We start from the raw sequence: 24,867 nt of genomic DNA, 5'->3' as shown, positions 1-24,867 counted from the left end.
GTCACTTTCTAAGCGATTCTCTGAGCGCGATACTCAGATAGAGGAGACCGACGGCTCGAGTTCCGGGATACACCCACGACCGCCACTCGCAGTCGGTCGCATCCGCGTACGCCAACTCAGAGCCGTAGTCGACGTACGCCCTCGGGAACAGGAAAGCCAGCACTCCGATAAAACCGAGCAGCTTCTTGAAACCGGAGTAGGAGGCGTCAGAGCGCCACATGAGAACTAAGAAGAGCAGACCCTCGATTCGGGCACCCGGAACGACCCACGGTTCGTACTCACATTCGCCGGGGTTCTCGAGGGCAATCTGTTCTGCGGCAGCGATGAGCGCTTTCGGCGAAACGAGTTCTACGATACAGACTGCGGTGAGGATTTTGCGCAACATTGTCACGTGAGAGTGCCGCACCGATGGTGATGAATATGCGCCCTGTATCTAGCAACGCTGGTCGAAGTGGCTCGTAGCCACTAGTTTTGAATTCGAGGCTGTAGTCCGACACCCTCGGCTAAGAGCTCGTGCGACCGAAGCCCCTTTTCGTGTTCGTCGACGACGTGCTGAATCATCAGTTCGTCGACGCCGACACGGTCCGACAGCTGCTCTAAAAGCCCCGCGAGGGTTTCGGGACTTCCGGAAATCGCTCGCGGCCACTCTCCGGCATCCAGGGTGGCGGGCGTCGGTTCGGGGACACCACCCAGTTCGTCGATAGCCGTTTCGACTGACGGTCTCGTACCGACGACTCCACGTTGGAGTCGCTGGAACGACGCCTCGGCCACCGCTCGCAGCCGTGCGGCCTCCTCGTCGGTCGGCGCACAAACCGCGTTCACCGCGACTATCCCCTCCGGCTCCTCGACGCTCCCAGCCAGCCGTGACGGCGTGAACTGGTTGCGATACTCCTCGAACGCCTCGGTGGCGAACTGCGGTCGGATGAACGCCGCAAAGCAGTACCGAAGTCCTAACTTTCCTGCGAGCGCCGCACTCGACGGGCTCGACCCGAGCACCCACGGGACGGGCGGACCGTTGCCCGAGGCGGGAATCTGCAGTTTGCTGTAAGGGTGTCCGTCGGGGTACTGGTCGTAGAGATGGTTGACGACAGCCTCGATCTTCTCCGCGTGGTCCTCGTCGGGGTTCTCGACGTATCGGTCGGTTCCGAGCGCTCGGTCGGCCGCCGGCGATCCGTTCGCCCGTCCGAGTCCAGCGTCGATACGTCCAGGCGCGAGCGCGTCCAACGCACCGAACTGCTCGGCGACTTTGAACGGGCTGTAGTGGTTCAGCAGTACCGCGCCAGACCCGAGTCGAATCGACTCGGTCTCGCCGGCGAGACGCCCGAGTAAGACCTCGGGTGTCGTTCCCGCGAGCGTCTCTCCCATCCCGTGATGTTCGGCCACCCAGAACCGAGAGTACCCGAGACGCTCCGCCTGTCGGGCGGTCGTTATCGTGTTCGCGTACGCATCAGCCGCAGTGCCGCCACGGGGTACGGGGGACAAATCGACGACAGAAAGCTCCATATCTGGCTTCGGTGACTGCGAGGAATAACACTTGGCACTCGCCGTCGAGAGATTCGCGCGCTACTCGCACTCGTCAGAGAGACGCCAGTCGAGAAGCGGAGAGTCCGCGTTCACGCAGCCGGAGAGACCACAGACGCCGGCGTCGGCACCCGCCCGTTCGACGCCGGCCGCGACGCGGTTTATCTGCCAGTCGACGCTGTGGCCGGTCTCCGACTCGTGGTCGTCGAGGGCAACGCGTGCACGACCCAGATTTGCGAACGATTCTACGAGCGTGCAATCACGACACTCGATTACGATGTTCCCCTCGTCCATACCACTGATTTGGGCCTGAGCGACGAAAGCGCTCCGGTCGTACGCGCTCGTCAGAAACGGCGCGTGGTGAGGCGTCGTCCGCCCACGATTGATGTGAGCCGTCGTCCGTTCACGATTGAAGTCGTAGGTTCCCTCGAACGTGTGCGAGTCGACCGATTCGGGGATAGTCAGTCGGCGTTCTGGATGAAGTTCTGGAGGAGTCGATCGCCGAACACGAAGACGAGAACCGCCCCGACGAGGTTGAACACGAGGTCGCCCACCGTATCGCGGCGACCGTAGTAGACGAGCATCGGTTCGACTCCGAGGGCTCTCGACACCCGATGGATGAGAAACTCCATCGCCTCCCAGAACAGACCACCAACGACGATGGAGGCGAGGACGTCTCGGGTGGGATTGCGACCGCGGTGACGGGATGCGACGTGGACGAACCCCCCGAGAAGCGTGGCAGAGAGGACGTGGGTGAGGTGGTCCCACCACCACGTCTCGTCGTAGAGGTCGAGCATGCCGACAGCGTGAGCGAGCATCGTGCACTCGGTGTACACCCGCTGCCACGGTTGGTATTCGACGCCGTACACTCGTTCGACGACACTCGGGAGATACGTGCCCAAAAACATGAACGCGGTGTTCGCGACGGCGTTCGGGTTTCGTTGCCGGATTCCCTCGACGAACACGGCGACAGTCGCGCCTCTGATGATACACTCACCCAACTGCGTCGCCGAGGTCGGCGTGTCTCGTTTCATGAACAGAACCTACAGTCGGTACGAAATCAGTGAAGAAAGAGTTTAGTGACCGCTCGAACCGCGCGCAGAGCACCCGAGACAGGAGCGACGCCGAACTCGTTCCGCCGACCACGCGGGAAACCGAGCGTCTGCCGCCAAAACCACGAATAGTGTGTGAGCAATGCAATACCCATATTGGTCGGGCGCCGTCGATGAAACTCACGAGGAGACGCGGTTGGTTGGCTGTTCACCTTACGAAGGGGTAAACACAGTAACAGGACCGGCGAGTGAGAAACGTAGGAGCAGTGGTACGCGACATCTCGATGGACGTTAACAGTATTGTAAAAACGCGATCCTAACATCGGAGAGCTACCTATTATAGCAGTGATAGAACGAGACAGGGACCGTACGTGTAAATAGTGCGGTGACGAAAGCTCACGCGTTTGATTGAATGGTAGTGTTTGTAATATGCAATTCTATGTGGCGAACATCAGCACGCCTTCGACGTGTATCGTCCGAGTTCGACCGACGAGCGTTCGCTCCACGCGGTCACGGCGAACGGATCCGTCCAGTGACGCAGCTGTTCCGCCTCTCGAAGACGAACGGCGGCGACAGCTCTCGGGGAGAACCGAATCCGACGCCGTTCGTGTCGTGTGAACGCTTATCAACTACCGGTGGTTCAGGAGTGTTGCCCGCGGCATCGCCTAGTTTTCTTCCCTCACGGTCGTCGGTCCAAAAGGAAGCGGTCGGTCGAACCTGGGTCGACTCTCGTCCTACGTCACCGACTACCACGCGAAATAACAGAATTAGTTCTGTGATGGCAACGGGGCGTTACCAGACCGTCGGGCTATAAAAACGTTCGCGCGTCGCGAACTGGGGACGTGCGGCCGAGCGGTAATGTACCGACGCGACTCGGTTCGTCGGCCACTTCTCTGTGACGGGATATCCGTGGTTTTCGTACTTCTTACCTCGACGTGCAACGGTCCAACGATATACTTCCGCCGGGGTTCCGAGACAGAGTTCGTAATAACTGTTCGCGCTTCGGGAACGGTAGATCATCGTCAGGTCGTTTCTCCCGTCGGGGTGTGTGGTACGGAGCACCTGAGTCGGGACGAGAGAGGCTGGAGAGTGGATAAGACCGCGAAGCGGCGGCGCGAGTGCAGTCACAAACAGTTTTGGTGGTTCCGTCCGACCGATGGCTATGACGAACCGGGACACGGGACGGGTGCTCCAGACGACCGCGCTCTCCCTTCAGTTGGTCGAGCACATCCTCGAACTGGAGGGGGCGAGTCTGGCCGAACTCGCGGAGGCATCGGGGCTCGCGAAGAGCACCGTCCACAGTCACCTCAACACGCTCGCGAAGCACGGATACGTTATCAGCGAGGACAACCGGTACCATCTCGGCGCGAAGTTCTGCCACCTCGGCGACTACGTCAGAACCCGAAAGGAGTATCGCCGCATCGCCGAGGAAGCGATCGCTCACCTCTCGCAGGAGTCGGCGTTGGAGGCGGATTTCGCCGTCGAGGAGAACGGCCGGATCGTCTCGATGTACGGTGACCTCGACTTCACGAACTTCCCGCAGTTTCTCGTCGACGGGAGCCCCTTCCACATCCATACGACCGCCTCCGGAAAGGCGATCGTCGCCGAGTACCCGCGAGAGCGGGTCCGGGAGATCGTCGACCGATGGGGGCTTCCTGCGGCGACGGAGCGCTCGATTTCGACGGAGGAGGCGCTGTTCGAAGAACTCCGACAGGTCCGAGAGCAGGGGTACGCCGAGAGCGACGGGGAGGGTATCGAAGGTCTCTGGGCCGTCGGCAAGGCGGTGAAATCTCCCCGCGGGGAGGTGTACGGTTCGTTGAACCTCTCCGGTCCGTCCTACGCTATCGACGACGAGACGAAGGCAGCACAGGTCGAGTTGCTAAACAAGGCGGTAGCGACGTTCGAGCGGGAGGTGTCGGAGATGTACGGCGCGACATCTGGCGGGGAGGGTGCCTGACCGGCGAACCGAGAAAACGGTGCTGTCGGCGAATCGTCGACGGATTACGCCGGGACCGCGTCGTCCGGAACCACACCGTCGTTCGTCCATCCGCGGCGTTCGTAGTACTCGTCGAGCGCCGTCTCGAAGTCGGGGAGGTCGTACGGGAGCACGTCGTCAGAGCGGTCGAAGCCACGCTGGTTGTTGAAGTGGCGTTCCAGCGCGACGACCCGATCACCCACCTCGAGCAGTTCCTCGAACTCGGCGCCGAACAGCATCTCGTACCGCTCGGGCGTCATGTAGTCACGGGAGAACTTGCAGACGACGCCGCTGTCGTTGAGCGCCATCTGGTTCTCCTTCTCGATGAGGCGCCGGGGCTTGCCGTCGAGTCCGGTCGGGTCCATCGCGTCGTCCTCGGGGACGAGCGGGTACTCCTGCGAGTAGAAGACGGCGTACATGTGGTCCGCGCCGCGGTTCGCCACTGCGTACGACAGCCCCTGTCCGTGGAGGACGCGCCCCTCGTGGGCGGCGAAGTCGAGCCCCTTCACCGTCCAGTTCTCGACGCCGAGTTCGTCGTGGACGCGGTCGATTCCTTCGGCGAGGTCGTCGCCGACGCCCTCCCGATGGGCGATCTTCTCGACGAGGTCCCAGATGAGCTCCCGGTTGCCGAACTCGTCTTCGCTCGCGAGGTACGCGGCGACGGTGTTGCCCGCCGAGATGGCGTCCAGTCCGAGTTCGTCGCAGAGTTCGTTGGACTTCATCACGTCGACGATGTCGTCGACACCGGAGTTCGACCCGAACGCCATCGCCACCTCGAACTCCGGCCCCTCCGTCTCGACGCCGCGCTCCTCGTCTCTCGTCGGAAGCTTACAGGCGAACGCGCAGGCCGAACAGGTCCCTTTCTTGTACTTCTTCGACTCGACAGCGTCGCCGTTGATACCTTCGACGCCCTCGAACTGCTGCTCGGAGAAGTAGTACGAGGGCAGGCCGCCGATCTCGTTTGCGAGGTCCATCACCGCGACGGTCCCCTGGCGTTTCATGATGTGGTCGTCGGTCGCCGCCTCGCGGTGAATCTCCATCTGTCCGGACGGGACCTCGATGTCGGGCGCGGAGTCGCCCTCGAAGCTGATCGCCTTGACGTTCTTCGAGCCCAGCACCGCACCGAGTCCGCCGCGGCCAAACGCGCGCTCGTCGCTCGTCATGATGGAGGCGAAGCGGACGTGATTCTCGCCCGCCGGGCCGGCGACGGCGAGGTTCTCGACGCCGAGTCCGTGCTCGTCCTCCATGTACGCACCCACCTCGGAGACGGTCGCCCCTTCAAGCTCGGGCACCGCCTCGAACTCGACGCTCTCGTCGGTGACGTGGACGGCGAGTAGTTCGTCGCTCGCGCCGACGAGTTCGACCGCGGCGTACCCCGTATCGGCGAAGTTTCTGGACATGAACCCGCCGGCGTTCGACGAGACCAACCCGTCGGTGAGCGGCGAGACGCCGGTACAGTTCATCCGGCCGGTGAAGCTCATGTTCGACACCTGCATCGGCCCCGTCGTGAAGAACAGGCGATTCTCCGCGCCGAACGGGTCGACGTCGAACGGAATCCGGTCGTGGGCGAGTTTCGTCGCGACGCCGCGGCCGCCGATGTACGATTCGAGGACGTCGTCGACGTTCTCGGTTCGGCTCTCTCGGGCCCCGACGTCGACCGTCAGGAGCGGTCCAACTGTGTGCAACATTACCGTGATTGTCGCTCGCGCACCGCCAAAGTGGTTACGGATACTGTGTACGTCTTCCATGGGAACCGTGGACAACATTTTTATGACTGTTCCTCATGGTCTCGACCATGACCGCAGGGCCACCGATAGCCGAACTGCACTACGACGATGCACCGAACGTCGACTCCGTTCCGGGACCGAACTCCCGAGCGCTGCTGGAGAAACAGCGCGAGATCGACAGCAGTGCGGTGGCGTATCCCGAGGATATCCCCGTCGCCTTCGAGGAGGGGAAAGGCGCGACCGTCCGCGACGTCGACGGCAACACGTTCATCGACATGTTCGCCGGTATCGGCGTGTTGAACGTCGGCCACGCGAACCCCTACGTTCTCGAAGCCGTCCACGAGCAGGCGGACAAACTCGTCCACACCGTCGACTTCCCGACCGAGGCCCGCCTCGAACTCATCGAGAAACTCGACGAGATCGCCCCCGGTAGCCTCAGCGGCAACAGCAAAGTCGTCTTCGGCGGCCCGACCGGCAGCGACGCCATCGAGGCGTCCATCAAACTCGCGAAGTACAACACGGAGGGGACTGGACTCGTCGCCTTCCGCGGCGCGTACCACGGCGCGACCAGCGGCGCGATGAGTCTCACCGGCAACAAGGGGTTCAAAGGCAACTACACCCCGCTTCTCGCCGACGTGGTCCACGCGCCGTACCCGAACCCCTTCGAGCAGGGCAAGAGCCCGCAGGAGTCGGTCGACCACGCGCTCGAAGAGGTACAGGCCATCTTCGAGGACCCGTACGGCGGCCTCGCGAACCCGGCGGGCATCTTCGTCGAACCCATCCAGGGCGAGGGCGGCGTCGTCGCTCCGCCGAAAGGGTTCCTGAAGGGCCTCCGGGACATCGCCGACGACAACGAGGTGCCCCTCGTGTTCGACGAGATACAGAGCGGCCTCGGCCGCTCCGGGCAGTGGTGGGCCAGCGAGTGGTACGATGTGACGCCCGACGTGATGACCTCCGCGAAAGCGCTCGGCGGCACGGGCTTCCCGCTGTCGGCGACGATGTACCACGAGGACCTCGACACGTGGGGGTCGGGCGACCACGCCGGGACGTACCGCGGCCACGTCGTGGCGATGCGGGCGGGGACCCGCGCCATCGAGTACATCCAGGAACACGACCTGCTGGCGCACGCTCGCGACCTCGGCGACTACATCCGCACACGGCTCGAGGAAGTCGGCGAGAGCAATCCCCGAGTCGGCGAAGTTCGCGGCAAGGGGCTGTTCATCGGCGCGGCGCTCGTCGACGAGCAGGGACGCCCCGACGACGACGCGGCCGACGCCGTCCAGGATTACTGCTTCGAGCACGGCGTGCTCGTCTGGAAGGCCGGCCGCCACGGCAACGTGCTTCGACTGTTGCCGCCGCTCGTGCTCACGGAAGAGCTGGCCGAAACGGCGCTCGACGTCATCGTCGACGCGATAGAGACCGTCACGGCCGAGAAACAGCGCGTCTGAACCGACTCTCGACCGCGACCGGTTTCGACTGATTTCGACCGGACCGATTTCCGACCACACCCGACCCGAAGAATCCACAGAAGATGCCGACCCAACGAATCGTCACGGACGAAGCACCGCGCAACGACAACCCCTACTCGCAGGGCGTCACCGCCGGCGACACGCTGTACGTCTCCGGTTACGGTCCCGTCGACCCGGAGACAGGCGAAGAAGTCGACGGCGACGTACAGGACCAGACCGGGCGAGTGCTCGACAACGTCGCCGCCGTCGTCGACGAAGCGGGCGGTGACGGCCTCGACGACGTCGTCAAGGTGACCGTCTACCTGACGGACCTCGACGACTACGACCGGGTCAACGAAGCCTACGGCGCGAAGTTCTCCGGCGACCCGCCGGCGCGCGTCTGCGTCGAAGTCTCCCGCCTTCCGGGGGACGTCCGCGTCGAGATGGACGCCGTCGCGTATCTCGGATAGGAACAGCCGACCGGCAACCGCCCTTCAGTCGTTCAGTTCTTCTAATCGTCGGTCGCGTCGTTCGGTCGCAGTGTCGATCTGCTCGATGAACGCCGACATCTGCGCTTTCATCTCCGAGCGGACGTCGGCCGCCGAGAACTCGTCGGAGTCGGCGAGCAGTCTGGTGAACGCGCGCAGCTCCTCGTCGGTCAGGTCGGCGAACTCGCCGTACTCCAGTTTGTCGACGACTTCGTCGACGTCGATTCGGCCGACCGGTTCGACGTTGAAGTCGACGGTCACCATCCGGTAGTCGGAGCCGGCGAGCTCCTGTTCGGCCTTGTTGACGCCCTGCGCGAGCATATCCTTGAACGGCGTGTAGTAGCCCATCGTCCCGAGGTGGAGGAACGCGAGCATGTCGGTGATACCCTGCGTGTACGCGTCGCGGGCGTCGTCGTCGGGGTTGAACACCGTCTCTCGGTCTCTGTCTTCGAGATGTTCGAAGAGGATGGTGAAGTCGAGGACGGCGTTGCGCAGTCGGCGACGGATTCGGTTCCGTTTCTGCTTCTTCGAGTGTTCGGTGTAGTCGGTCTTCCGACCCAGGAGGTACTCTCTGTCGCTGGGGGTGAGGATGCCGCGCCCGCGGTCCGCCGAGTAGGCGAGGCCGCCTCGCGTCTCCGCGTTTCCGGGGGCGTCCGTCTCGTCGGGGGTGTTCTCCATACACAGTTCGTGTGGACGGGTGAAAGTAAGTATTACGACCATCAGCGACCGTACAGACTCGTTTTATTCGTTATCGGAGGATAGAGGCACCCCTCAGAATCTGTGTACTAGGGCGTTCGAACTCTCGTTTCGGTTGCCGTTCTCGCTCCTCGGCCTGCTTATCGACCGTCGACTCGGACGTGAACGCCGGGAATGTCGGGAACGCCCCTCTCGCGTTCGGTGGCCGCAGCGGACCGGAGGTCACAGCGGACCTAACCGTCGTTAAATTCAGAGAATAGTAAACGAATACCGTATCCAGCGGTTTCAGTAACCGTAATGTTTAACTGTTTCATTGTTGATAGCCATGACGTGCGACACCGCATAGCACAGTGAGCGTTGACAGGGGACAGGCTCATGCATCCAAGATATCATCCACGCGGCGAACGAAACGACGCACAGTGTGCGAACGACAAGACACCGCCCGATTCCGGTGGGTCGCAGCGTCCAAACGACGGAGCTCCCGTTCGGCGGGAGGGTGGTAACAGATGAGCGCGTCCGACGACCTGGGACCGTTCGGTCGCTTCCGAGAGGAGCTGGACCCGGTGGTGTTCCTCTTCGGTGCGACCCTGACGGTCGGCCTGATAGCGCTGTACTTCATCAACCCGAGCGGCGTCCAGACCGGCATCGACATCGCCAACGGCATCATGAACCAGTATCTCAACTGGGCGCTGTTGCTGATCGTCTTCCTCGTCGTCGTCTTCCTGCTGTTCCTCATCGTCGGTCCGTGGGGTAGCGCCACACTCGGCGACGAACCGCCGGAGTACAGCTTCTTCTCGTTCTTCGCGATGCTGTACTCCGCCGGGTTCGCCGCGGGCGTCGTCTTCTGGGGACCGACCGAGGCGCTGTTCTACTACGACAGCCCGTCGCCGCTGTTCGATGTGTCGGCCGGCTCGCCGGAGGCGATGGTCGTCGCGGTCCAGCAGACGCTGTTCCACTGGGCGCTCCCGCAGCTCGCGGTGTTCACCATCATGGGCATCGCCATCGGCTACTTCACCTACAACTACGAGCACATCCCGCTGCGGGTCTCCTCGGCGCTCGCACCGGTTCTCGGCAAGGACAACCTCGACGGCGTCGGGGCGAAGGTCGTCGACATCATCGCCGTCTTCGCGACCATCGGCGGCGTGGCGACGTCGCTGGGGTTCATCGGCAGCCAGTTCATCACCGGCCTCGACTACCAGTGGGGTATCGACCTCGGGAGCACCGGCGTCATCCTGGTCGTGACGGCGATGACGCTGATGTTCACGCTGTCGATGGTGCTCGGGGTCGACAAGGGCATCCGTCGGCTCTCGAACTTCAACATGATTCTGTTCGGACTCCTCACGGTGACGACGTTCATCGTCGGTCCGTCGGTGTTTCTCGTGCTGCTCGGCACGCAGGCGGTCGGCGGGATGATCACGGACTTCGTCTCGATGAGCCTCTTCACCGGTGCCGGCGCGATGGGCGCGGGGAACCCCGAGGCCACGGAGTGGATGAACGCCTGGACCGTCTTCTACTGGGCGTGGGCGCTCTCGTGGTCGCCGTTCGCGGGGCTGTTCATCGCGCGCATCTCGAAGGGTCGGACCGTCCGCGAGGTCGCGTTCACCGGCATCATCGCCACGTCGGCGGCGACCATCCCGTGGTTCACCGTCGTCGGCGGCTCGGCCGTCTGGGCCCAGCACAACGGCGTCACGGACCTGCTCGGTCCCATCGGCACGCACGGCGAGGCCGTCGCGGGCTACGCGCTGTTCGAGGCGTTCCCCTTCGGCTCGGTGTTCATGATCGCGTTCATGATACTCGTGACGACGTTCTTCATCACGTCGGCGGACTCCTCGACGCTCGCGGTGTCGATGATGACGACCGGCGGGAAGGCCAGCCCCTCGAGCATCAACCGAATCTTCTGGGGCGTCGTCCTCGGGATGTTCGCCGCGATTCTGATGACTCTCGGCGGCGTCAACGCGCTGCAGTCGGCGGTCATCATCACGGGCGCGCCGTTCGCGTTCGTCTGTCTGCTCGCACTGCTCGGACTCATCAAGGAGTTCGGGTCGAACCACGGCCGCGTGGTGCTCCAAGAGCGGACGACGCTGTTCGGCTCGCCGGGCGACGCCGACCAGACGTCGGCGCGCAAGAAGCCCGCGGCCGACGACGACTGACCGGCAGTCGTCGACCGCCACCTCTCGACCGCCTTTCGTCGAGGTCAGCGGCCGCTACGGGGTCGCCGACGCTGTCAGACCATAACAAGTTTTAATGTATGCCATACACGTTCTTTGTGTATGGACAGGGATACCGCGGAGCCCGACACAGCTACGCTTCCCGGACCCAACGCGCGCGACTGGATCGAGTTCCACACCGAACACGCGGCGCCGAGCGAGTACTCCCACGAGTTCGTCTGGGACGTGACCGCCGAGGCCGACGGCCCGTTCGTCACCGACGTCGACGGCAACGTTCTCCTCGACTTCACGTGTCACATCGGCGCGGCCCCGCTCGGCTACAACAACGAGAAAATCGTCTCGAAACTCCGCGAGTTCGACCTCGTCGAGCCGATGAAGATAGCCGGCCAGGACATGTACTTCGGTGCGGGGGCTGACCCCGAAACCGCCGAGTTTCCCGGCGCGAGCCACCTGATGGAGAAGCTCGTCGACGTGTCGAGTCAGTACGGGATGGACACGGTGTTCCTCTCGAACTCGGGCGCTGAGGCCGTCGAGAACGCGGTGAAGATAACGCACGACCACAACCCGGCCGCGAAGTACGCCTACGCGTTCGACGGGAGTTTCCACGGCCGCACTCTCGGGACGCTGTCGCTGACGTTCTCGAAGTCGGTGTACACCCGTCACTACCCCGAAATCTCGGGCGTCAAAACGATACCGTTCTGCGACTGTGCCGACGCGGACGACTGTGACTGCGGCTTCGTCGGCGCGAACGGCTCGCAGTTGCGCGACTCGCTCGAACCCGAGGGCGGCCACGTCGACCCCGACGAGGTCGCCTTCGCCGTCCTCGAACCCATCCAGGGCGTCGGCGGCTACCGCTTCCCGAACGAGGCGTTCATGGCCGAGGTGGGCGACGTCTGCGAGACGTACGACATCCCGCTCGTCGTCGACGAGATACAGTCGGGCGTCGGCCGGACCGGCGAGATGTGGGCCTCGGACCACTACCCCATCGAACCGGACGTCATCGCGAGCGCGAAGGCGCTACGCGTCGGCGCGACCATCTCGAAGAGCGAGATATTCCCCGCCGAGAAGAACCGACTCGGGTCGACGTTCGGCGGCGGCGACCTCCTCGCCTCGATGCAGGGGGCGTTCACGCTCGACGCCATCGAGGAACACGACCTCCTGGAGAACGCGACCGAGCGCGGCCGTCAGGCCAAAGAACTGCTGCGCGACAACGCGCGCGAGTACGTCGACGACATCCGCGGCAAGGGTCTGATGCTCGCCGTCGAGTTCGACACCAAGGAGCGCCGCGACGCCGTGGTTCGAGCGGCGCTGAAACGCGGTCTGCTCACCCTCGGCTGCGGGAAGAAGACAATTCGCCTGCTCCCGCCGCTGGATTCGACGGAGCGCGAAATCGAGATGGGTATCGGCATCTTCAACGAGGCGATTGACGACGTCGCCTCGAAGGCGCCAGCCTGAGACGGTCGGGAGCCACTCGAAGTTCCCGGCCTGAGACGGTCGGAGCCGCTCAAAGAGCGACCGGAAGGAAACAGCGCAAAAACGCGTGACGGCGTCGAACCGTCAGCTATACTCGTGCTTCGCTATACGTCCCTGTCGAGGCTGTGCCTCGCGACGCTGACGCCGTCCAACGCCTCGAGTTCGGCCACCACGTCGCGCAGGTGGTCGGGGCCGCTCCCCGCGACACCGAGGCGGACCGGCGTCCGATTGAGGTCGTCGGCCGCCGTGCGCCGGGTGCGTTCCAGCGCGTCGAGTTCCGCACCCTCCCGCTCGACGACGTCGGTCACGTCGCCGAGAGCCGTCGGCCACTCCGCGAGTTCCAGACGGAGTTCGGCGGAGCGGCCGAGTCGCTCCAGACCGACCCGACAGAGTTCGGCGTGGTCGGCGAGATTCGCGTTCCCGCCGGAGACCACCGCGACGACTCGCTCGCCCTCGACGTCGACGGCTCCCGAGAGAAGCGCCGCGACCGGAGCGGCTCCCGCCGCCTCGGCGACCGTTTTTGCTCGCTCGGCGAGGAGCGCCGTGGCGACGGCGATATCTCCGTCGGTCACCGAGACGACGTCGTCGACGCGCTCGCGGACGGCGGCGAACGTCTTCTCCAGCAGCCGGGCGTCGGCGATACCCTCCGCGACGGTGTCGACCTCCGAGAGCGTGTGTATCTCGTCGCGTTCGAGCGAGGGTTTGGCGTGGGCGGCCCCCTCGGGTTGGACGCCGACGACGCGAACGTTCGGATTATCGGCTTTCACCGCCGTCGCGATACCCGAAATCAGTCCGCCGCCGCCGATGGAGACGAGGACGGTGTCCACATCGGGCATCTGTTCGACGAGTTCGAGGCCGACGGTCCCCTGGCCGGCGATGACGCGCTCGTCGTCGAAGGGGTGGACGAACGTCAGATTCTCCGCCTCGGCGAGTTCCAACGCGTGCTCGTACGACCGTTCGTAGTCGCCGCCTTCGACGACGACCTCGGCCCCGTAGCCGCGCGTCGCGTCGATCTTCGCCGCCGGCGTCACCTCCGGAACGACGATGGTCGCGTCGATGTCGAGCAACCGTCCGGCGAGGGCGACGCCCTGTGCGTGGTTGCCGGCGCTGGCGGCGACCACACCGGTCTCCGTCTCCGCTTCGGAGAGTTGGGCCATCGCGTTGTACGCGCCGCGAATCTTGAACGACCCCGTCCGCTGGACGTTCTCCAGTTTGAGCCCGACCGCGTCGGCGCCGCTGCGCTCGGCGAACGTCGTCGACCCGTCGAGCGGCGTCCGGTGGACGACCTCTTCGAGTCGTTCGCGGGCGGCTTCGACGTCGGCAGCGGTGACGACTTCGTCGGCGGACGGTACGTCGCCCGACGACCCGGAATCGTCGGACTCTCCGGAGCCTTCCGGGTCGCCGGAGCCTTCCGGGTCGCCGGAACCTCCTGAATCTCCGGAGGGCGAGCTCACGGTCCGTCCTCCGCGACGGCGAGAATGGACTCCGTGAGCAGTTCGACGCCGGTTTCGAGGCTTCGCTCGTCGACGTCGAACGTCGGCGTGTGGTGACTCGTCGGGTGGTCGGTGCCGACGATGAGATACGACGCGAGGCCGCCCTCTCGTTGGACGCGCTGCATGAGGAACGTCGCGTCCTCGCTCGCGCCGAAGTCGGCGGTCGGGACGACGGTGTCGACGCCGTCGACCCCCCGGGCGACGTCGGCGACGACGTCGACGAGTTCGGGGTCGCTGTCGGCGCGGGGGCTCTCGCTCGCGACGGTGACGTCGGCCTCGCAGCCGTGCATCTCCGCGGCCGTCTCGAACGTCCGGGTGAGCTCTTCCTTGGCGTACTCCATCAGCGCCGTCGTCTCGCCGCGAGCCTCGGCGACCGCCTCCACGTCCTCGGCGACGATGTTGCTCGCCGTTCCGCCCTCGATTCGCCCGACGTTGATGCGGGTCATCCCGTCGGCGTGCCGCGGGATGCCGTAGACGTTCTGGATGGCGGTTCCGAGCGCCTGAATCGCGTTGTCGCCGTCCTGCGGCGCTTTGCCGGCGTGCGCGGAGGTCCCGTCGATGTCGACCTCGACGTGACACATCGCCAGCGGTCGCTCGATGCCGGCGACGACCTCGCCGGTCGGGTGGTCGAGACCGACGTGGACGGCGAACAGGTAGTCGAGTTCCTCGGCGTACTCGCTTTTCGCCATCGGACAGCCGCCGCCGGAGATCTCCTCGGCGGGCTGGAAGAACGCGACGAGTCGGCCCTCGAAATCGCTGTTCGCTATCGCTTCGACGGTGGCGAGCCCCCAGGTCATGTGGGCGTCGTGGCCGCAGGCGTGCATCGTCTCGCCGGTCTCCGAGCGGAACCCCTCCGCGACCGGGAGGTGGTCGCCGTCGTCGGACTCCTCGATGAACAGCCCGTCGATGTCGACGCGGAGACCGACCGTCGGTCCCTCGCCGCGGTCGAGAACGGCGACGGCGCCCGTGTTGCCGCCGGCCATCTTCTCCAGCAGGTCGTCGTCGACGCCGCGCTCTCGGGCGCGTTCGTACCACGTCTCCAAGCGGTCCTCGGGCGGAACGGCCATCCGGTCGCCGGGGTCGTACGCCTCCGGTCCGACCGCGAGTTCGTCGACGCCGATGTCCCGGAGTTCCTCGACCAGCCGGGCGGTCGTCCGGAACTCGCACCAGCCGGGTTCCGGATACCGGTGGAGCTCTCGTCGCAACTCGCTCAGTCGCGCTCGTACAGACTCGGCCATGCGCTAGTGTGACAGTGACCACGCACTTAACTGTGAACGATTTTCGTTGATGGCGGTTACACAAAAACACTAAGTCGCACTCTAACAATGGTACGACCATACGCGCCGGACGGATGCGCGGGTCGGGAGTGACGGCCAGTCCGACCGCCGCTGTCCGGCAGAGGAAACACTCAGATGACCACGAACCCCGACGTCGTCGTCCTCCGCGAGGGGACGGAAGGACTCTCGATGGAACCGTACGCCGAGCTGTTGCGCGAACGCCTCCCCGACCGGACGGTCGCGCTCGCCCGAACGCCGAAACAGGAACGCGAACTCGTGGCGGAGGCGCGAGTCGTCACCGGAATCGGCATCGACGAGGAGCAGCTCGCGCGCGCCGAACGCCTCGAACTGTTCGCCTGCACGTTCGCCGGCACCGACCACCTGCCGATGGACGCGCTCGAAGAGCACGGCGTCGCCGTCACCAACGCGGGCGGCATCCACGCGCCCGGTATCGCCGAACAGGCCATCGGAAACATGCTCACCTTCACCCGTCGGCTCCACGAGGGGTGGCGACGGAAGCAGCGTTCGGAGTGGCGTCACTTCCAGTCGCACGAGTTCGCCGACAGCACGGTCACCGTCGTCGGACTCGGCTCCATCGGTGAGGCGCTCGTCCAGCGCCTGCAGGGGTTCGAGGTCGACACCATCGGCGTCCGCTACACGCCCGAGAAGGGCGGACCGACCGACGAGGTCGTCGGCTTCGACGAGGACGCGATTCACGACGCGCTCTCGCGCAGCGAGTACGTCGTCCTCGCCTGTCCGCTCAACGACCTGACCCGCGGCCTCGTCGGCGAGGACGAGTTCGCGACGATGCGACCCGATGCGGTGCTCGTCAACACCGCTCGCGGCGGCATCGTCGACACCGACGCGCTCGTCTCGGCGCTTCGCTGGAACAAGATTCGCGGCGCGGCGCTCGACGTGACCGACCCCGAACCGCTACCGGCCGACCACCCGCTGTGGGACCTCGAAAACTGCCTCATCACGCCGCACACGGGCGGTCACACGCCGAAACACTGGGACCGCCTCGCCGACATCGTCGCCGAGAACGTCGACCGCCTCGACGCGGGCGACGAACTGGTGAACCAACTGCTCGCGCCGGAGTCGGCCTGAGCGTCGTCGATGACCGCGACAGACCCCTCAGCCGACCCGACCGCGACCGATTCTTCGGCCGACTCACCCGCGACCGACCCCGCCGTCGACCCGCGCGCGGAGTACGATTACGTCGGCGGCGACGTGGCCCGCCCCGGTCTCGTCCGCGACCTCCAGTCGCGCGTCGACGGCGACGTGCGTTTCGACGAGTACACTCGGCAACTGTACGCGACCGACGCCTCCGCCTACGAGGTCGTCCCCATCGGCGTCGTCTTCCCCACGTCGACGGCCGACGTTTCGGCAGTCGTCGACTACTGCGCCCGGCGTGGGATTCCGGTTCTCCCACGCGGCGGGGGTACGAGTCTCGCCGGGCAAGCCGTCAACGAGGCGGTCGTCCTCGATTTCTCCCGGTACATGGACGGCGTCGTCGATATCGACCCCGACGAGGAGAGAGCGACCGCGCAGGCCGGGACGGTTCTCGCGGACCTGAACGAGCGCGTCGCCCCCCACGGACTGAAGTTCGCACCCGACCCGGCGGCGGGCGACCGGAGCGTCCTCGGCGGCGCTATCGGCAACAACTCGACCGGTGCGCACTCGCTGAAGTACGGGAAGACCGACTACTACGTCGAGGAAGCGGAGGTCGTCCTCGCCGACGGCACCGTGACGACGTTCGGCGAAATCGAGGTGTCGGAACTCCGCGAGAAAGCCGACCCCGAGTCGAGCGCGTGGGGCGACACGGAACCGGAGAGCGACCTTCTCCCCCGAATTTACGCCGAGGTCATTCGCATCCTCGACGAGGAAGCCGACGAGATAGACGAGCGCTACCCCGAACTGAAGCGCAACGTCTCGGGATACAACCTCGACATGCTCGTCGACGAAGCCCGCGGCGAGCGTCGGACACCCGACGACTCGGGAGTCGACCCCGACAGTGAGGCGGGAACCGTGAACCTCGCGCGCCTGCTCGCGGGCAGCGAGGGGACGCTCGCGGTCGTCACCGAGGCGACCGTCTCGCTCGAACCGATTCCCGAGACGAAGGCGGTCGCGCTCCTGACCTACGAGGACGTCTACGACGCCGCCGCCGACGTCGCGCCCATCCTCGAACACGGCCCCGCCGCCGTCGAACTCATCGACGACGTGCTCATCGACCTCGCGCTCGAAACCGCCGAGTTCCGCGACGTGGCCGCGTCGCTCCCGGAGGGGACGCGCGGCGCGCTGCTCGTCGAGTTCTACGCCGACTCCGAGGCTGACGGCCGCCAGCAGGTCGCCGACCTCCTCGCCTCGCGCGTTCCATCGGCGACGCCCGAGACGACGCCGTCTGCGGGGGCCGAACTCGCCGACGACGCCCGCGCGTTCGCGGCGCTGGAAGCGCACGACGCCGAGGAGCGCGCCGGGCTCTGGAAGATGCGAAAGGCGGCCGCGCCGATTCTGCTGTCGCGGACGACCGACGAGAAACACATCTCGTTCATCGAGGACTGCGCGGTGCCCGCCGAACGACTCCCGGAGTACGTCGACCGGTTCCGCGAGGTCATCGACGAGTACGACGCGAACACGAGCTTCTACGCCCACGCCGGGCCGGGCGTCCTCCACGTCCGTCCGCTCGTCAACACGAAGACCGTCGAGGGGCTGGCGGCGTTCGAGCGTATCGCCGACGCGGTGACGGAGTTCGTCGTCGAGTTCGGCGGCTCGGTGTCGGGCGAGCACGGCGACGGCCGAGCGCGCTCGCAGTGGAACCGGAGACTGTACGGCGACCGCCTCTGGCGGGCGTTCCGCGACCTGAAGACCGCGTTCGACCCCGACTGGCTGTTGAATCCCGGTCAGGTCTGCGGCTACGACGAGTCGGAGACGCCGCCGGCGGACGTACCCCCGCGGGCGAACGTCGTCTCGATGACCGAGAACCTGCGGTTCGACCCCGACTACGAGTTCGACCCCGACTTCGACCCCGCACTCGAGTGGGAGAACGCGAACGGTTTCCAGGGGATGGCCGAACTCTGTCACGGCTGCGGCGGCTGCCGCGGGGAACAGGACACGACGGGCGGCGTGATGTGTCCGACGTACCGCGCCGCCGACGAGGAGAGCCTCTCGACCCGCGGGCGGGCGAACATGCTCCGACAGGCGATGAGCGGCGAGCTCTCCGAATCGAGTCACGACGTCGAGTTCATGCGCGAAATCGTCGACCTCTGCGTCGGCTGCAAGGGCTGTGCGCGCGACTGCCCGAGCGAAGTCGACATGGCGAAGCTCAAAGCCGAGGTCGAACACGCCCACCACGAGCGCCACGGTGCGAGCCTGCGCGACCGCCTGTTCTCGGAGGTCGACCGCCTCAACGCCCTCGGGTCGGCGCTCGCTCCCGTCGCGAACCTCGCACCGAAGCTCCCGGGCGCGCGGACGGTACTGGAGAAGACCGTCGGTATCGCGCGGGAACGGTCGCTGCCGACGTTCCACCGCGAGACGTTCGTCGACTGGTTCGACGAGCGCGGCGGCTCCCGCGTTCCGGCGTCGTCGGCCGACAGGCGGGTTCTCCTGTTCCCCGACACGTACACGAACTACAACCACCCCGAGGCCGGGAAGGCGGCCGTTCGCGTGCTCGAAGCGGCGGGCGTCCACGTCGCGCTCCCCGACGGCGTCACCTCGACCGGCCGGCCCGCCCACTCGAAGGGCTTTCTCGACCGCTCGCGGGAGCGCGCCGAGACGAACGTTGCGGCGCTGGCCCCCCGCGTCGCCGACGGCTGGGACGTCGTGCTCGTGGAACCGTCGGACGCGGTGATGCTGCAGTCGGACTACCTCGACCTGCTCGGCGGGTCGTCGAAGGAGGGCGACGCGGGTCGAGCAGTCCCCGTCGCGGACGTCGAAGCCGTCGCGGCAAACACCTACGGCGTGATGGAGTATCTCGACGCGTTCCGCCTCGACGAGGCGCTATCGCCGTCGGCACCCGCCGAGTCGCTGACGTACCACGGCCACTGCCACCAGAAGGCGACGCGGAAAGACCACCACGCCGTCGGCGTCCTGCGGCGCGTTGGCTACGAGGTCGACCCGCTGGACTCGGGCTGTTGCGGGATGGCCGGGAGCTTCGGCTACGAGGCCGAACACTACTCGATGAGCAGAGCTATCGGCGAGATTCTGTTCGACCAGGTCGAGGAGAGCGGCGGCGAAACCGTCGTCGCACCCGGCGCGTCCTGTCGGACCCAACTCGGCGACCGCGACGAGTCGGCACCGGAACCGCCCCACCCCATCGAGAAAGTCGCCGAGGCGGTCGGGCGCTGACGCGACAATCCTAGGGCCACAAAAATAGAGAGCGGTCGAACGGTCAGCGCGAACGCCGTATCAGGGCCACAGCCCGCGCGTCGCCTTCGCTTCGCCGATGCGCGATAGCGCGACCGCGTAGGCGCCGTCGCGCCACGTCAGGTCGCGCTCGTCGACCTCGGTACGGACGGCGTTCCACGCCTTCAGCATCTCCGTCTCCAGTTCCTCGTGGACGCGGTCGAGCGGCCACGTTCGGCGGTTGATGTCCTGGAGCCACTCGAAGTACGAGACGGTGACGCCGCCGGCGTTGGCGAGGATGTCCGGTATCACGGGAATCTCCCGCTCTTCGAGAATCGTGTCGGCGGCGAACGTCGTCGGTCCGTTCGCGCCCTCGACGACGAGCTTCGCCTGCAGATCGTCGACGTTGTCGGCGGTGATGGCGTTGCTGACGGCCGCCGGAATAAGCACGTCGACGTCGAGTTCGAGGAGTTCCGCGTTCGTGAGCGACTCCGGCGCGTCGTAGCCCGACACCATACCCGGGCGCTCGTCGTGTCCCTCGACGTCGTTCGTGTCGAGGCCGTCGGGGTCGTAGATGGCGCCGTTGACGTCGCTGACGGCGACGACCTTCGCGCCCCACTCGTCGAGGAGGCGGGCGGCGTTCGCACCGACGCTGCCGAAGCCCTGGACGGCGACGGTCGTCTCCTCGACGTCCCAGTCGTAGTAGTCGATGGCCTCGCGCGTGACGATGGCGACGCTCCGGCCGGGTGCCTCCTCGCGGCCGTGACTGCCGCCGATGGACGGTGGCTTACCGGTGACGATTCCGGGTGTCGTCTCGCCCTCCTGCATCGAGTAGGCGTCCATGAACCACGCCATCGTCTGTGGGTCCGTTCCCATGTCCGGCGCCGGAACGTCCTTTTTCGGCCCGATGACGTCGCGTATCTCCTCGGCGAAGCGCCGGGTGAGCCGTTCGCGCTCCCGGTCGGAGAGCGTCTTCGGGTCGACGGCGACGCCGCCTTTCCCGCCGCCGAAGGGGAGGTCCATCACGGCGCACTTCCAGGTCATCCACATCGAGAGGCCGATGCACTCCTCGGCGTTGACCTCCGGGTGATAGCGCAGGCCGCCCTTGTACGGCCCGCGCACGTCGTCGTGTTGGGCCCGGAAACCGGTGAACACCTCGAGCGTCCCGTCGTCGCGGCGCAGCGGGATGGAGACTTGCTGGACTCGGGTCGGGTGTTTCAGCCGCTCGACGACACCCGCGTCGATGTCGACGTTGGCGGCTGCGCGTTCGAGTTGTCGACGGGCGTTCGACAACGTCGATTCGGAGTCGGTCATCTCTGTGGAGTCCGTCGCCCGTTCAGTTTTCTCTGTCGGTTCTGTCGTCGTCATCTCAGGCGGTGAACAGCCGTCGGGGGAAGTCGGCGAGCGGTTCTGCTCCGTTCGACGTGACGTGGAACGTCTCGCTGAGTTCGACGCCGAAGTCGTCGAACCACAGTCCCGGGATGGTGTGGAACGTCATGCCCTCTTCGAGCACCGTCTCGTCGCCGGGACGGAGACTCGCCGTGTGTTCGCCCCAGTCCGGCGGGTAGCCGAGCCCCATCGAGTAGCCGATGCGGTCGGCCTTCTCGACGCCGTACTTCGCGATGGTGTCGCGCCAGGCTTTCTCGACGGACTCGCAGGTGACGCCGGGTTCGACGGCGTCGAGCGCCGCCTCCATCCCCTCGACGACGATCTCGGCGGTCTCTTCGACCTCCTCGGGCGGGTCGCCGACGAACGTCGTCCGCGCGAGCGGCGAGTGGTAGCGGTGTCGACAGCCCGAAAGTTCGATGAGCACCGGGTCGCCGTTCCGGAAGGGACGGTCGGTCCACGTCAAGTGCGGCGTCCCGGTGTAGTCGCCCGACGGCATCAACGGCACGATGGCGGGGTAGTCGCCGCCGTACTCGTCGGTGCCGTCGATGAGCGCCGAGTAGATGGCCTCCGCCGCCTCGTACTCGGGGACGCCCTCGCCGATGGCGTCGAGGCCGGCCTGCATCGCGTTCTCGGAGATGCGGGCGGCCTGTTTCATGTACTCCAGTTCCGCCTCCGACTTCTTCACGCGCACCCAGTTGACGAGCAGCGTGATGTCCTCGAAGTCGGCCTCGGGCAGGTTCTTCTGGAGGCGCGTGTATGACTTCGCGGTGAAGTAGTACGCGTCCATCTCCAGCCCGATTCGGCCGTCGTCGACGCCGAGTTCCGAGAGTATTTCGGCGAAGAAATCCATCGGGTGGAGGTCCCGCGGCGACTGGACGTGGTCGTCGCTGTACGGGCGGATGCTCTCCTCGGAGAGCCGCGTCGTCGCGCGCGCGCCCGTCGCGTCCATCTGTCGGCCGACCCACATGGGTTCGTCGCGGTCGGGGGTGAGGACGACGGCCTGGTGGACGTAGAACGACCACCCGTCGTAGCCGGTGAGGTAGTTCATGTTCGCCGGGTCGCTGACGACGGCGGCGTCTAACCCCTCCTCCTCCATCCGTTCTTTCGTCCGAGCGATTCGTCGGTCGTACTCCGCTGTATCGAACACCGCTTGAGCCATGACAACGTCTCGCGTTGACGGTTCGGGGAGGGACTGTATAACTTTTTTGTGTACGTTAGAAACGGATTCTGTGTACCCCTCGCCGAACGCGGACGAATAACGGGACCGGATTCGCGCCACCGTGACCCAGAAACCGCCTCGACGACGGTAGAACCCCTCGAAAACGGCGAACTTCCCCTGTCGCGGTAAGAGAGATTATCCCCGCTACGTGCGTACTGATAGCATGGCTACCGAACGACCGCGCAAGACCCGTCACGGGGAGATAGCGGAGATTCTTCGGGTGAAGGACGGCGGCGTGCGGGAGACGCGAGACGAGGCGGACAAGTACACCGTCGTCGGAGCCGCCCGACGACGGACGTTCGCGAACTGGTTGACGCCAATCGAGGAGCACTTCGTCTGCCACAGAAACGACATTCCGGCCATCGACGCCGAGGCGTGGACCGTCTCGCTCACCGGTCAACTGGCGGGAGCGGTCTCGGTGGCAGCCCTCAAAGAGGAGTTTCCGCGGGTCGCAGTGGCGCACACGATGGAGTGCGCGGGCAACGGCCGAGGGCAGCACCGACCGGAGACGGGGAGCGTTCAGTGGGGGTTCGAGGCCGCCGCCACCGCTATCTGGACCGGAGCCCCCGTCAGTTCGATTCTCCGCGCGAACGGCGTCACCGCTCCGAGCGATGGGTGGCTGACGGCTATCGGGGGCGACCTCTCGGACGACGGAGACGTGTTCGCGCGGTCGATTCCGCTCTCGAAGGCGTTCGACGACTGTATTCTGGCCTACGAGATGAACGGCGAACCGCTCCCGCGAGAGCACGGCTACCCGGTTCGACTCGTCGTGCCCGGCTGGTACGGCGTGAACAACGTCAAGTGGGTCGAGGAACTCAGAGTGATGGACTCGATGGTGACGGAAGGCTCGCTCGACCGCTCTGGTGAGCACGCGTTCTGGCAGCAGGTCGCTTACCGCATCCACCCGCGCGGTGTCGACCCCGACGCGAACGAATCGGTGGAGACGGTCGATACGTGGGAGCAACTCGAAGGGGCCGTCGACCACCCGTACACGTTCGACGGGAACGTGAAGTCGGTTATCGGAACTCCGGACGGAGAGAACGCGGTGACGCCGCGGGACGGCGCCGTCGAAGTTCGTGGCGTCGCGTGGGCGGGCGACGACGCGGTCGAACGCGTGGAGGTTTCGACCGACGGCGGACGGAGTTGGAGCGACGCGGAGCTGTTCGGCCCGGAGTACGCCGGCGCGTGGCGGCTGTTCCGGTACGACTGGCGCGCCGAACCGGGCCGACACGCGCTGCTGTCGCGTGCGACGGACGACCGGGGGCGACGACAGCCGGCGACGATTTCGGAACCCGACGACTGGCGCGACGCGCTCGACGAAGACGCCTACCCCTGGAACGAGGGCGGATACGCCGCGAACGCCTACGAACCGAACGGCGTCGAAGTAACGGTGCTCGACTCCGACGGCGGCAGTCGAACCGAGGGGTGAGTCACCCCCGATTCAGAGTTCGTCCGCCCAGGGCCAGTCTTTCGGCCCGCCCCACGGCCACGCGTCCGTCGCCTTCATCCCGACGTCGAAACCCTCGTCCAGACACGCCTGTTTAATCTCCTCGTCGTCGACGTGGTCGGTCTCGACGTCGCTCCGGGCGAGTCGCGCGACGCCCGCGGCACAGAGAATCGACATGTCGCGCAGGTCGCGCACGTCGAGTTTGTCGAGGGTGTCGCCGTGGGTATGGCCCCACCCGCGGCCGCTCCCGTCCGAGGACGAGCGACCCTGAGCGCCCGGGACGCCGCGCTGGACGAACGGCCAGTGGTCGCTGTTCGGTCGGATTCCGTCCTCGGTGTGGACGGGAATCTCGTACTCCTCGCTGACGGCGTCGAACGCGTCGGCTATCGCCTCGAAGCCGTGGCTGTGGATTTCGAGGTTCCGCGAGTAGCCCGCGCCGTCGACGTTGACGACGCACTTCACGTTCTCCAGGTCGTGGGTGTGGCTCCAGTAGTACGACCCGTAGAGGCCGGTCTCCTCGGCCCCGAAGACGACGAGGCGAACTTTCGTCTCCAACTCGTCCGCGACCTGTGCCAACATCTTCCCGACTTCGACGACCATTGCGGTGCCGAACCCGTTGTCGTTGGCGGCGGTCCCCACGTCGTGGCCGTCGACGTGCGCGGTGAACAGCACCTCCTCGTCGGTGTCGGGACCGACCGTCGCCTCGATGTTGCGCGAGGTGCCGCGGCCGACCTCGGCCTCGACCGAGAGGTCGGCCTCGACGGTGCCGGCGTCGCAGTAGCGCTGGAGTCGCGCACCGGTTTCCTTGCTCACACCGACGGCCGGAATCGGGCCGGGGCCGTTCACGCTGCCGATGTTGCCCGTCGGCGGCAGCGCTCCCTCGATGTGGTTGTAGAAGACGAACGCCGCGGCACCGGATTCGGCGGCGTAGTGGTACTTCTCCGACCGGTGGACCCACCGCCCGTAGTCGTCGGGGGTGAGACTGGACGCCATCGCGATGTCGCTCGAGAGGTCCACGCCCTCGAAATCCTCGGGCAGTCCGTAGCCCATGTCGACGAGTTCGCCCGTCACCTCGCCGGAGGGCGTCCCCGGCAGTTCGACGAGTTCGTGCGACCGACCGAACGTCGTCTCTCGGTCGCCGTGTTCGACGGCG

At 65.8% G+C, this 24,867-nt stretch carries 19 protein-coding genes; 8 read left to right on the top strand and 11 right to left on the bottom strand.

The window, feature by feature from the left end; genetic code table 11:
* Position 1: 1 nt before the first annotated feature.
* The 4 genes from DV709_RS15540 to DV709_RS15525 form a co-directional block, all read right to left on the bottom strand.
* On the bottom strand, positions 2–385 hold the full coding sequence (locus tag DV709_RS15540) for a hypothetical protein (protein ID WP_117595371.1): 384 nt from the start codon (positions 383–385) through the stop codon (positions 2–4).
* Positions 386–465: 80 nt separating this feature from the next.
* Positions 466–1,503 carry an LLM class flavin-dependent oxidoreductase gene (locus DV709_RS15535; RefSeq protein ID WP_117595370.1) on the bottom strand — a complete coding sequence of 346 codons (1,038 nt, stop codon included), beginning with the start codon at positions 1,501–1,503 and terminating at the stop codon, positions 466–468.
* Between the two features lie 60 nt (positions 1,504–1,563).
* Positions 1,564–1,815 carry a DUF7542 family protein gene (locus DV709_RS15530; RefSeq protein WP_117595369.1) on the bottom strand — a complete coding sequence of 84 codons (252 nt, stop codon included), beginning with the start codon at positions 1,813–1,815 and terminating at the stop codon, positions 1,564–1,566.
* Between the two features lie 167 nt (positions 1,816–1,982).
* Positions 1,983–2,555 (bottom strand): hypothetical protein, encoded by a 573-nt coding sequence (locus DV709_RS15525; protein ID WP_117595368.1) that lies wholly within the window; start codon positions 2,553–2,555, stop codon positions 1,983–1,985.
* Between the two features lie 1,180 nt (positions 2,556–3,735).
* Here DV709_RS15525 and DV709_RS15520 point away from each other — a divergent pair.
* Entirely contained in the window at positions 3,736–4,530 is a 795-nt protein-coding gene (locus tag DV709_RS15520; RefSeq protein ID WP_117595367.1) for an IclR family transcriptional regulator, read from the top strand.
* Positions 4,531–4,574: 44 nt separating this feature from the next.
* On the opposite strand, the gene DV709_RS15515 is transcribed toward DV709_RS15520, so the two are convergent.
* Positions 4,575–6,236 (bottom strand): aldehyde ferredoxin oxidoreductase family protein, encoded by a 1,662-nt coding sequence (locus tag DV709_RS15515; protein ID WP_117595366.1) that lies wholly within the window; start codon positions 6,234–6,236, stop codon positions 4,575–4,577.
* 107 nt (positions 6,237–6,343) lie between these two features.
* On the opposite strand from DV709_RS15515, the gene DV709_RS15510 reads away from it, so the two are divergent.
* Together DV709_RS15510 and DV709_RS15505 are read left to right on the top strand one after the other, a co-directional pair.
* Entirely contained in the window at positions 6,344–7,723 is a 1,380-nt protein-coding gene (locus tag DV709_RS15510; RefSeq protein ID WP_117595613.1) for an aspartate aminotransferase family protein, read from the top strand.
* 83 nt (positions 7,724–7,806) lie between these two features.
* On the top strand, positions 7,807–8,193 hold the full coding sequence (locus DV709_RS15505; RefSeq protein ID WP_117595365.1) for a Rid family detoxifying hydrolase: 387 nt from the start codon (positions 7,807–7,809) through the stop codon (positions 8,191–8,193).
* A 24-nt stretch (positions 8,194–8,217) separates the two neighbouring features.
* Here DV709_RS15505 and DV709_RS15500 read toward each other — a convergent pair whose 3' ends face one another.
* Positions 8,218–8,889 carry a hypothetical protein gene (locus DV709_RS15500; RefSeq protein WP_117595364.1) on the bottom strand — a complete coding sequence of 224 codons (672 nt, stop codon included), beginning with the start codon at positions 8,887–8,889 and terminating at the stop codon, positions 8,218–8,220.
* 524 nt (positions 8,890–9,413) lie between these two features.
* Between DV709_RS15500 and DV709_RS15495 the strand changes: the two genes are divergently transcribed.
* Positions 9,414–11,057: a BCCT family transporter gene (locus tag DV709_RS15495; RefSeq protein ID WP_117595363.1), complete on the top strand. Its 1,644-nt coding sequence runs from the start codon at positions 9,414–9,416 to the stop codon at positions 11,055–11,057.
* Positions 11,058–11,177: 120 nt separating this feature from the next.
* Complete coding sequence (locus tag DV709_RS15490) at positions 11,178–12,530, top strand: aminotransferase class III-fold pyridoxal phosphate-dependent enzyme (protein ID WP_117595362.1); 1,353 nt, start codon at positions 11,178–11,180, stop codon at positions 12,528–12,530.
* 122 nt (positions 12,531–12,652) lie between these two features.
* Here DV709_RS15490 and ilvA read toward each other — a convergent pair whose 3' ends face one another.
* On the bottom strand, positions 12,653–14,002 hold the full coding sequence (gene ilvA, locus DV709_RS15485) for a threonine ammonia-lyase (protein WP_117595361.1): 1,350 nt from the start codon (positions 14,000–14,002) through the stop codon (positions 12,653–12,655).
* Positions 13,999–15,279 (bottom strand): amidohydrolase, encoded by a 1,281-nt coding sequence (locus DV709_RS15480; RefSeq protein ID WP_117595360.1) that lies wholly within the window; start codon positions 15,277–15,279, stop codon positions 13,999–14,001. The genes ilvA and DV709_RS15480 overlap by 4 nt, the downstream gene beginning before the upstream one ends.
* Positions 15,280–15,453: 174 nt before the next feature.
* On the opposite strand from DV709_RS15480, the gene DV709_RS15475 reads away from it, so the two are divergent.
* On the top strand, positions 15,454–16,425 hold the full coding sequence (locus DV709_RS15475; RefSeq protein ID WP_117595359.1) for a D-2-hydroxyacid dehydrogenase: 972 nt from the start codon (positions 15,454–15,456) through the stop codon (positions 16,423–16,425).
* Positions 16,426–16,434: 9 nt separating this feature from the next.
* Positions 16,435–19,662: an FAD-binding and (Fe-S)-binding domain-containing protein gene (locus tag DV709_RS15470; protein WP_117595358.1), complete on the top strand. Its 3,228-nt coding sequence runs from the start codon at positions 16,435–16,437 to the stop codon at positions 19,660–19,662.
* Positions 19,663–19,722: 60 nt separating this feature from the next.
* Here DV709_RS15470 and gdhB read toward each other — a convergent pair whose 3' ends face one another.
* Positions 19,723–20,973, bottom strand: coding sequence for a glutamate dehydrogenase GdhB (gdhB, locus tag DV709_RS15465; protein WP_232819768.1), 1,251 nt, complete (start codon positions 20,971–20,973; stop codon positions 19,723–19,725).
* 55 nt (positions 20,974–21,028) lie between these two features.
* The gene (locus DV709_RS15460; protein WP_117595356.1) at positions 21,029–22,207 is read right to left on the bottom strand and encodes a M24 family metallopeptidase; all 1,179 of its coding nucleotides are present in this window, start codon (positions 22,205–22,207) and stop codon (positions 21,029–21,031) included.
* Between the two features lie 223 nt (positions 22,208–22,430).
* Between DV709_RS15460 and DV709_RS15455 the strand changes: the two genes are divergently transcribed.
* Positions 22,431–23,696, top strand: a complete 1,266-nt coding sequence (locus DV709_RS15455) for a sulfite oxidase (RefSeq protein ID WP_117595355.1) — start codon at positions 22,431–22,433, stop codon at positions 23,694–23,696.
* A 12-nt stretch (positions 23,697–23,708) separates the two neighbouring features.
* Here DV709_RS15455 and DV709_RS15450 read toward each other — a convergent pair.
* On the bottom strand, positions 23,709–24,867 hold a 1,159-nt coding region (locus tag DV709_RS15450), incomplete at its 5' end, for a M28 family peptidase (protein WP_117595354.1).

This window comes from Haloprofundus halophilus (assembly GCF_003439925.1).
In the GTDB taxonomy this organism is placed as follows: domain Archaea; phylum Halobacteriota; class Halobacteria; order Halobacteriales; family Haloferacaceae; genus Haloprofundus; species Haloprofundus halophilus.
The sequence above is the reverse complement of the archived record's forward strand: the minus strand, read 5'-3'. Positions and strand labels throughout refer to the sequence as shown.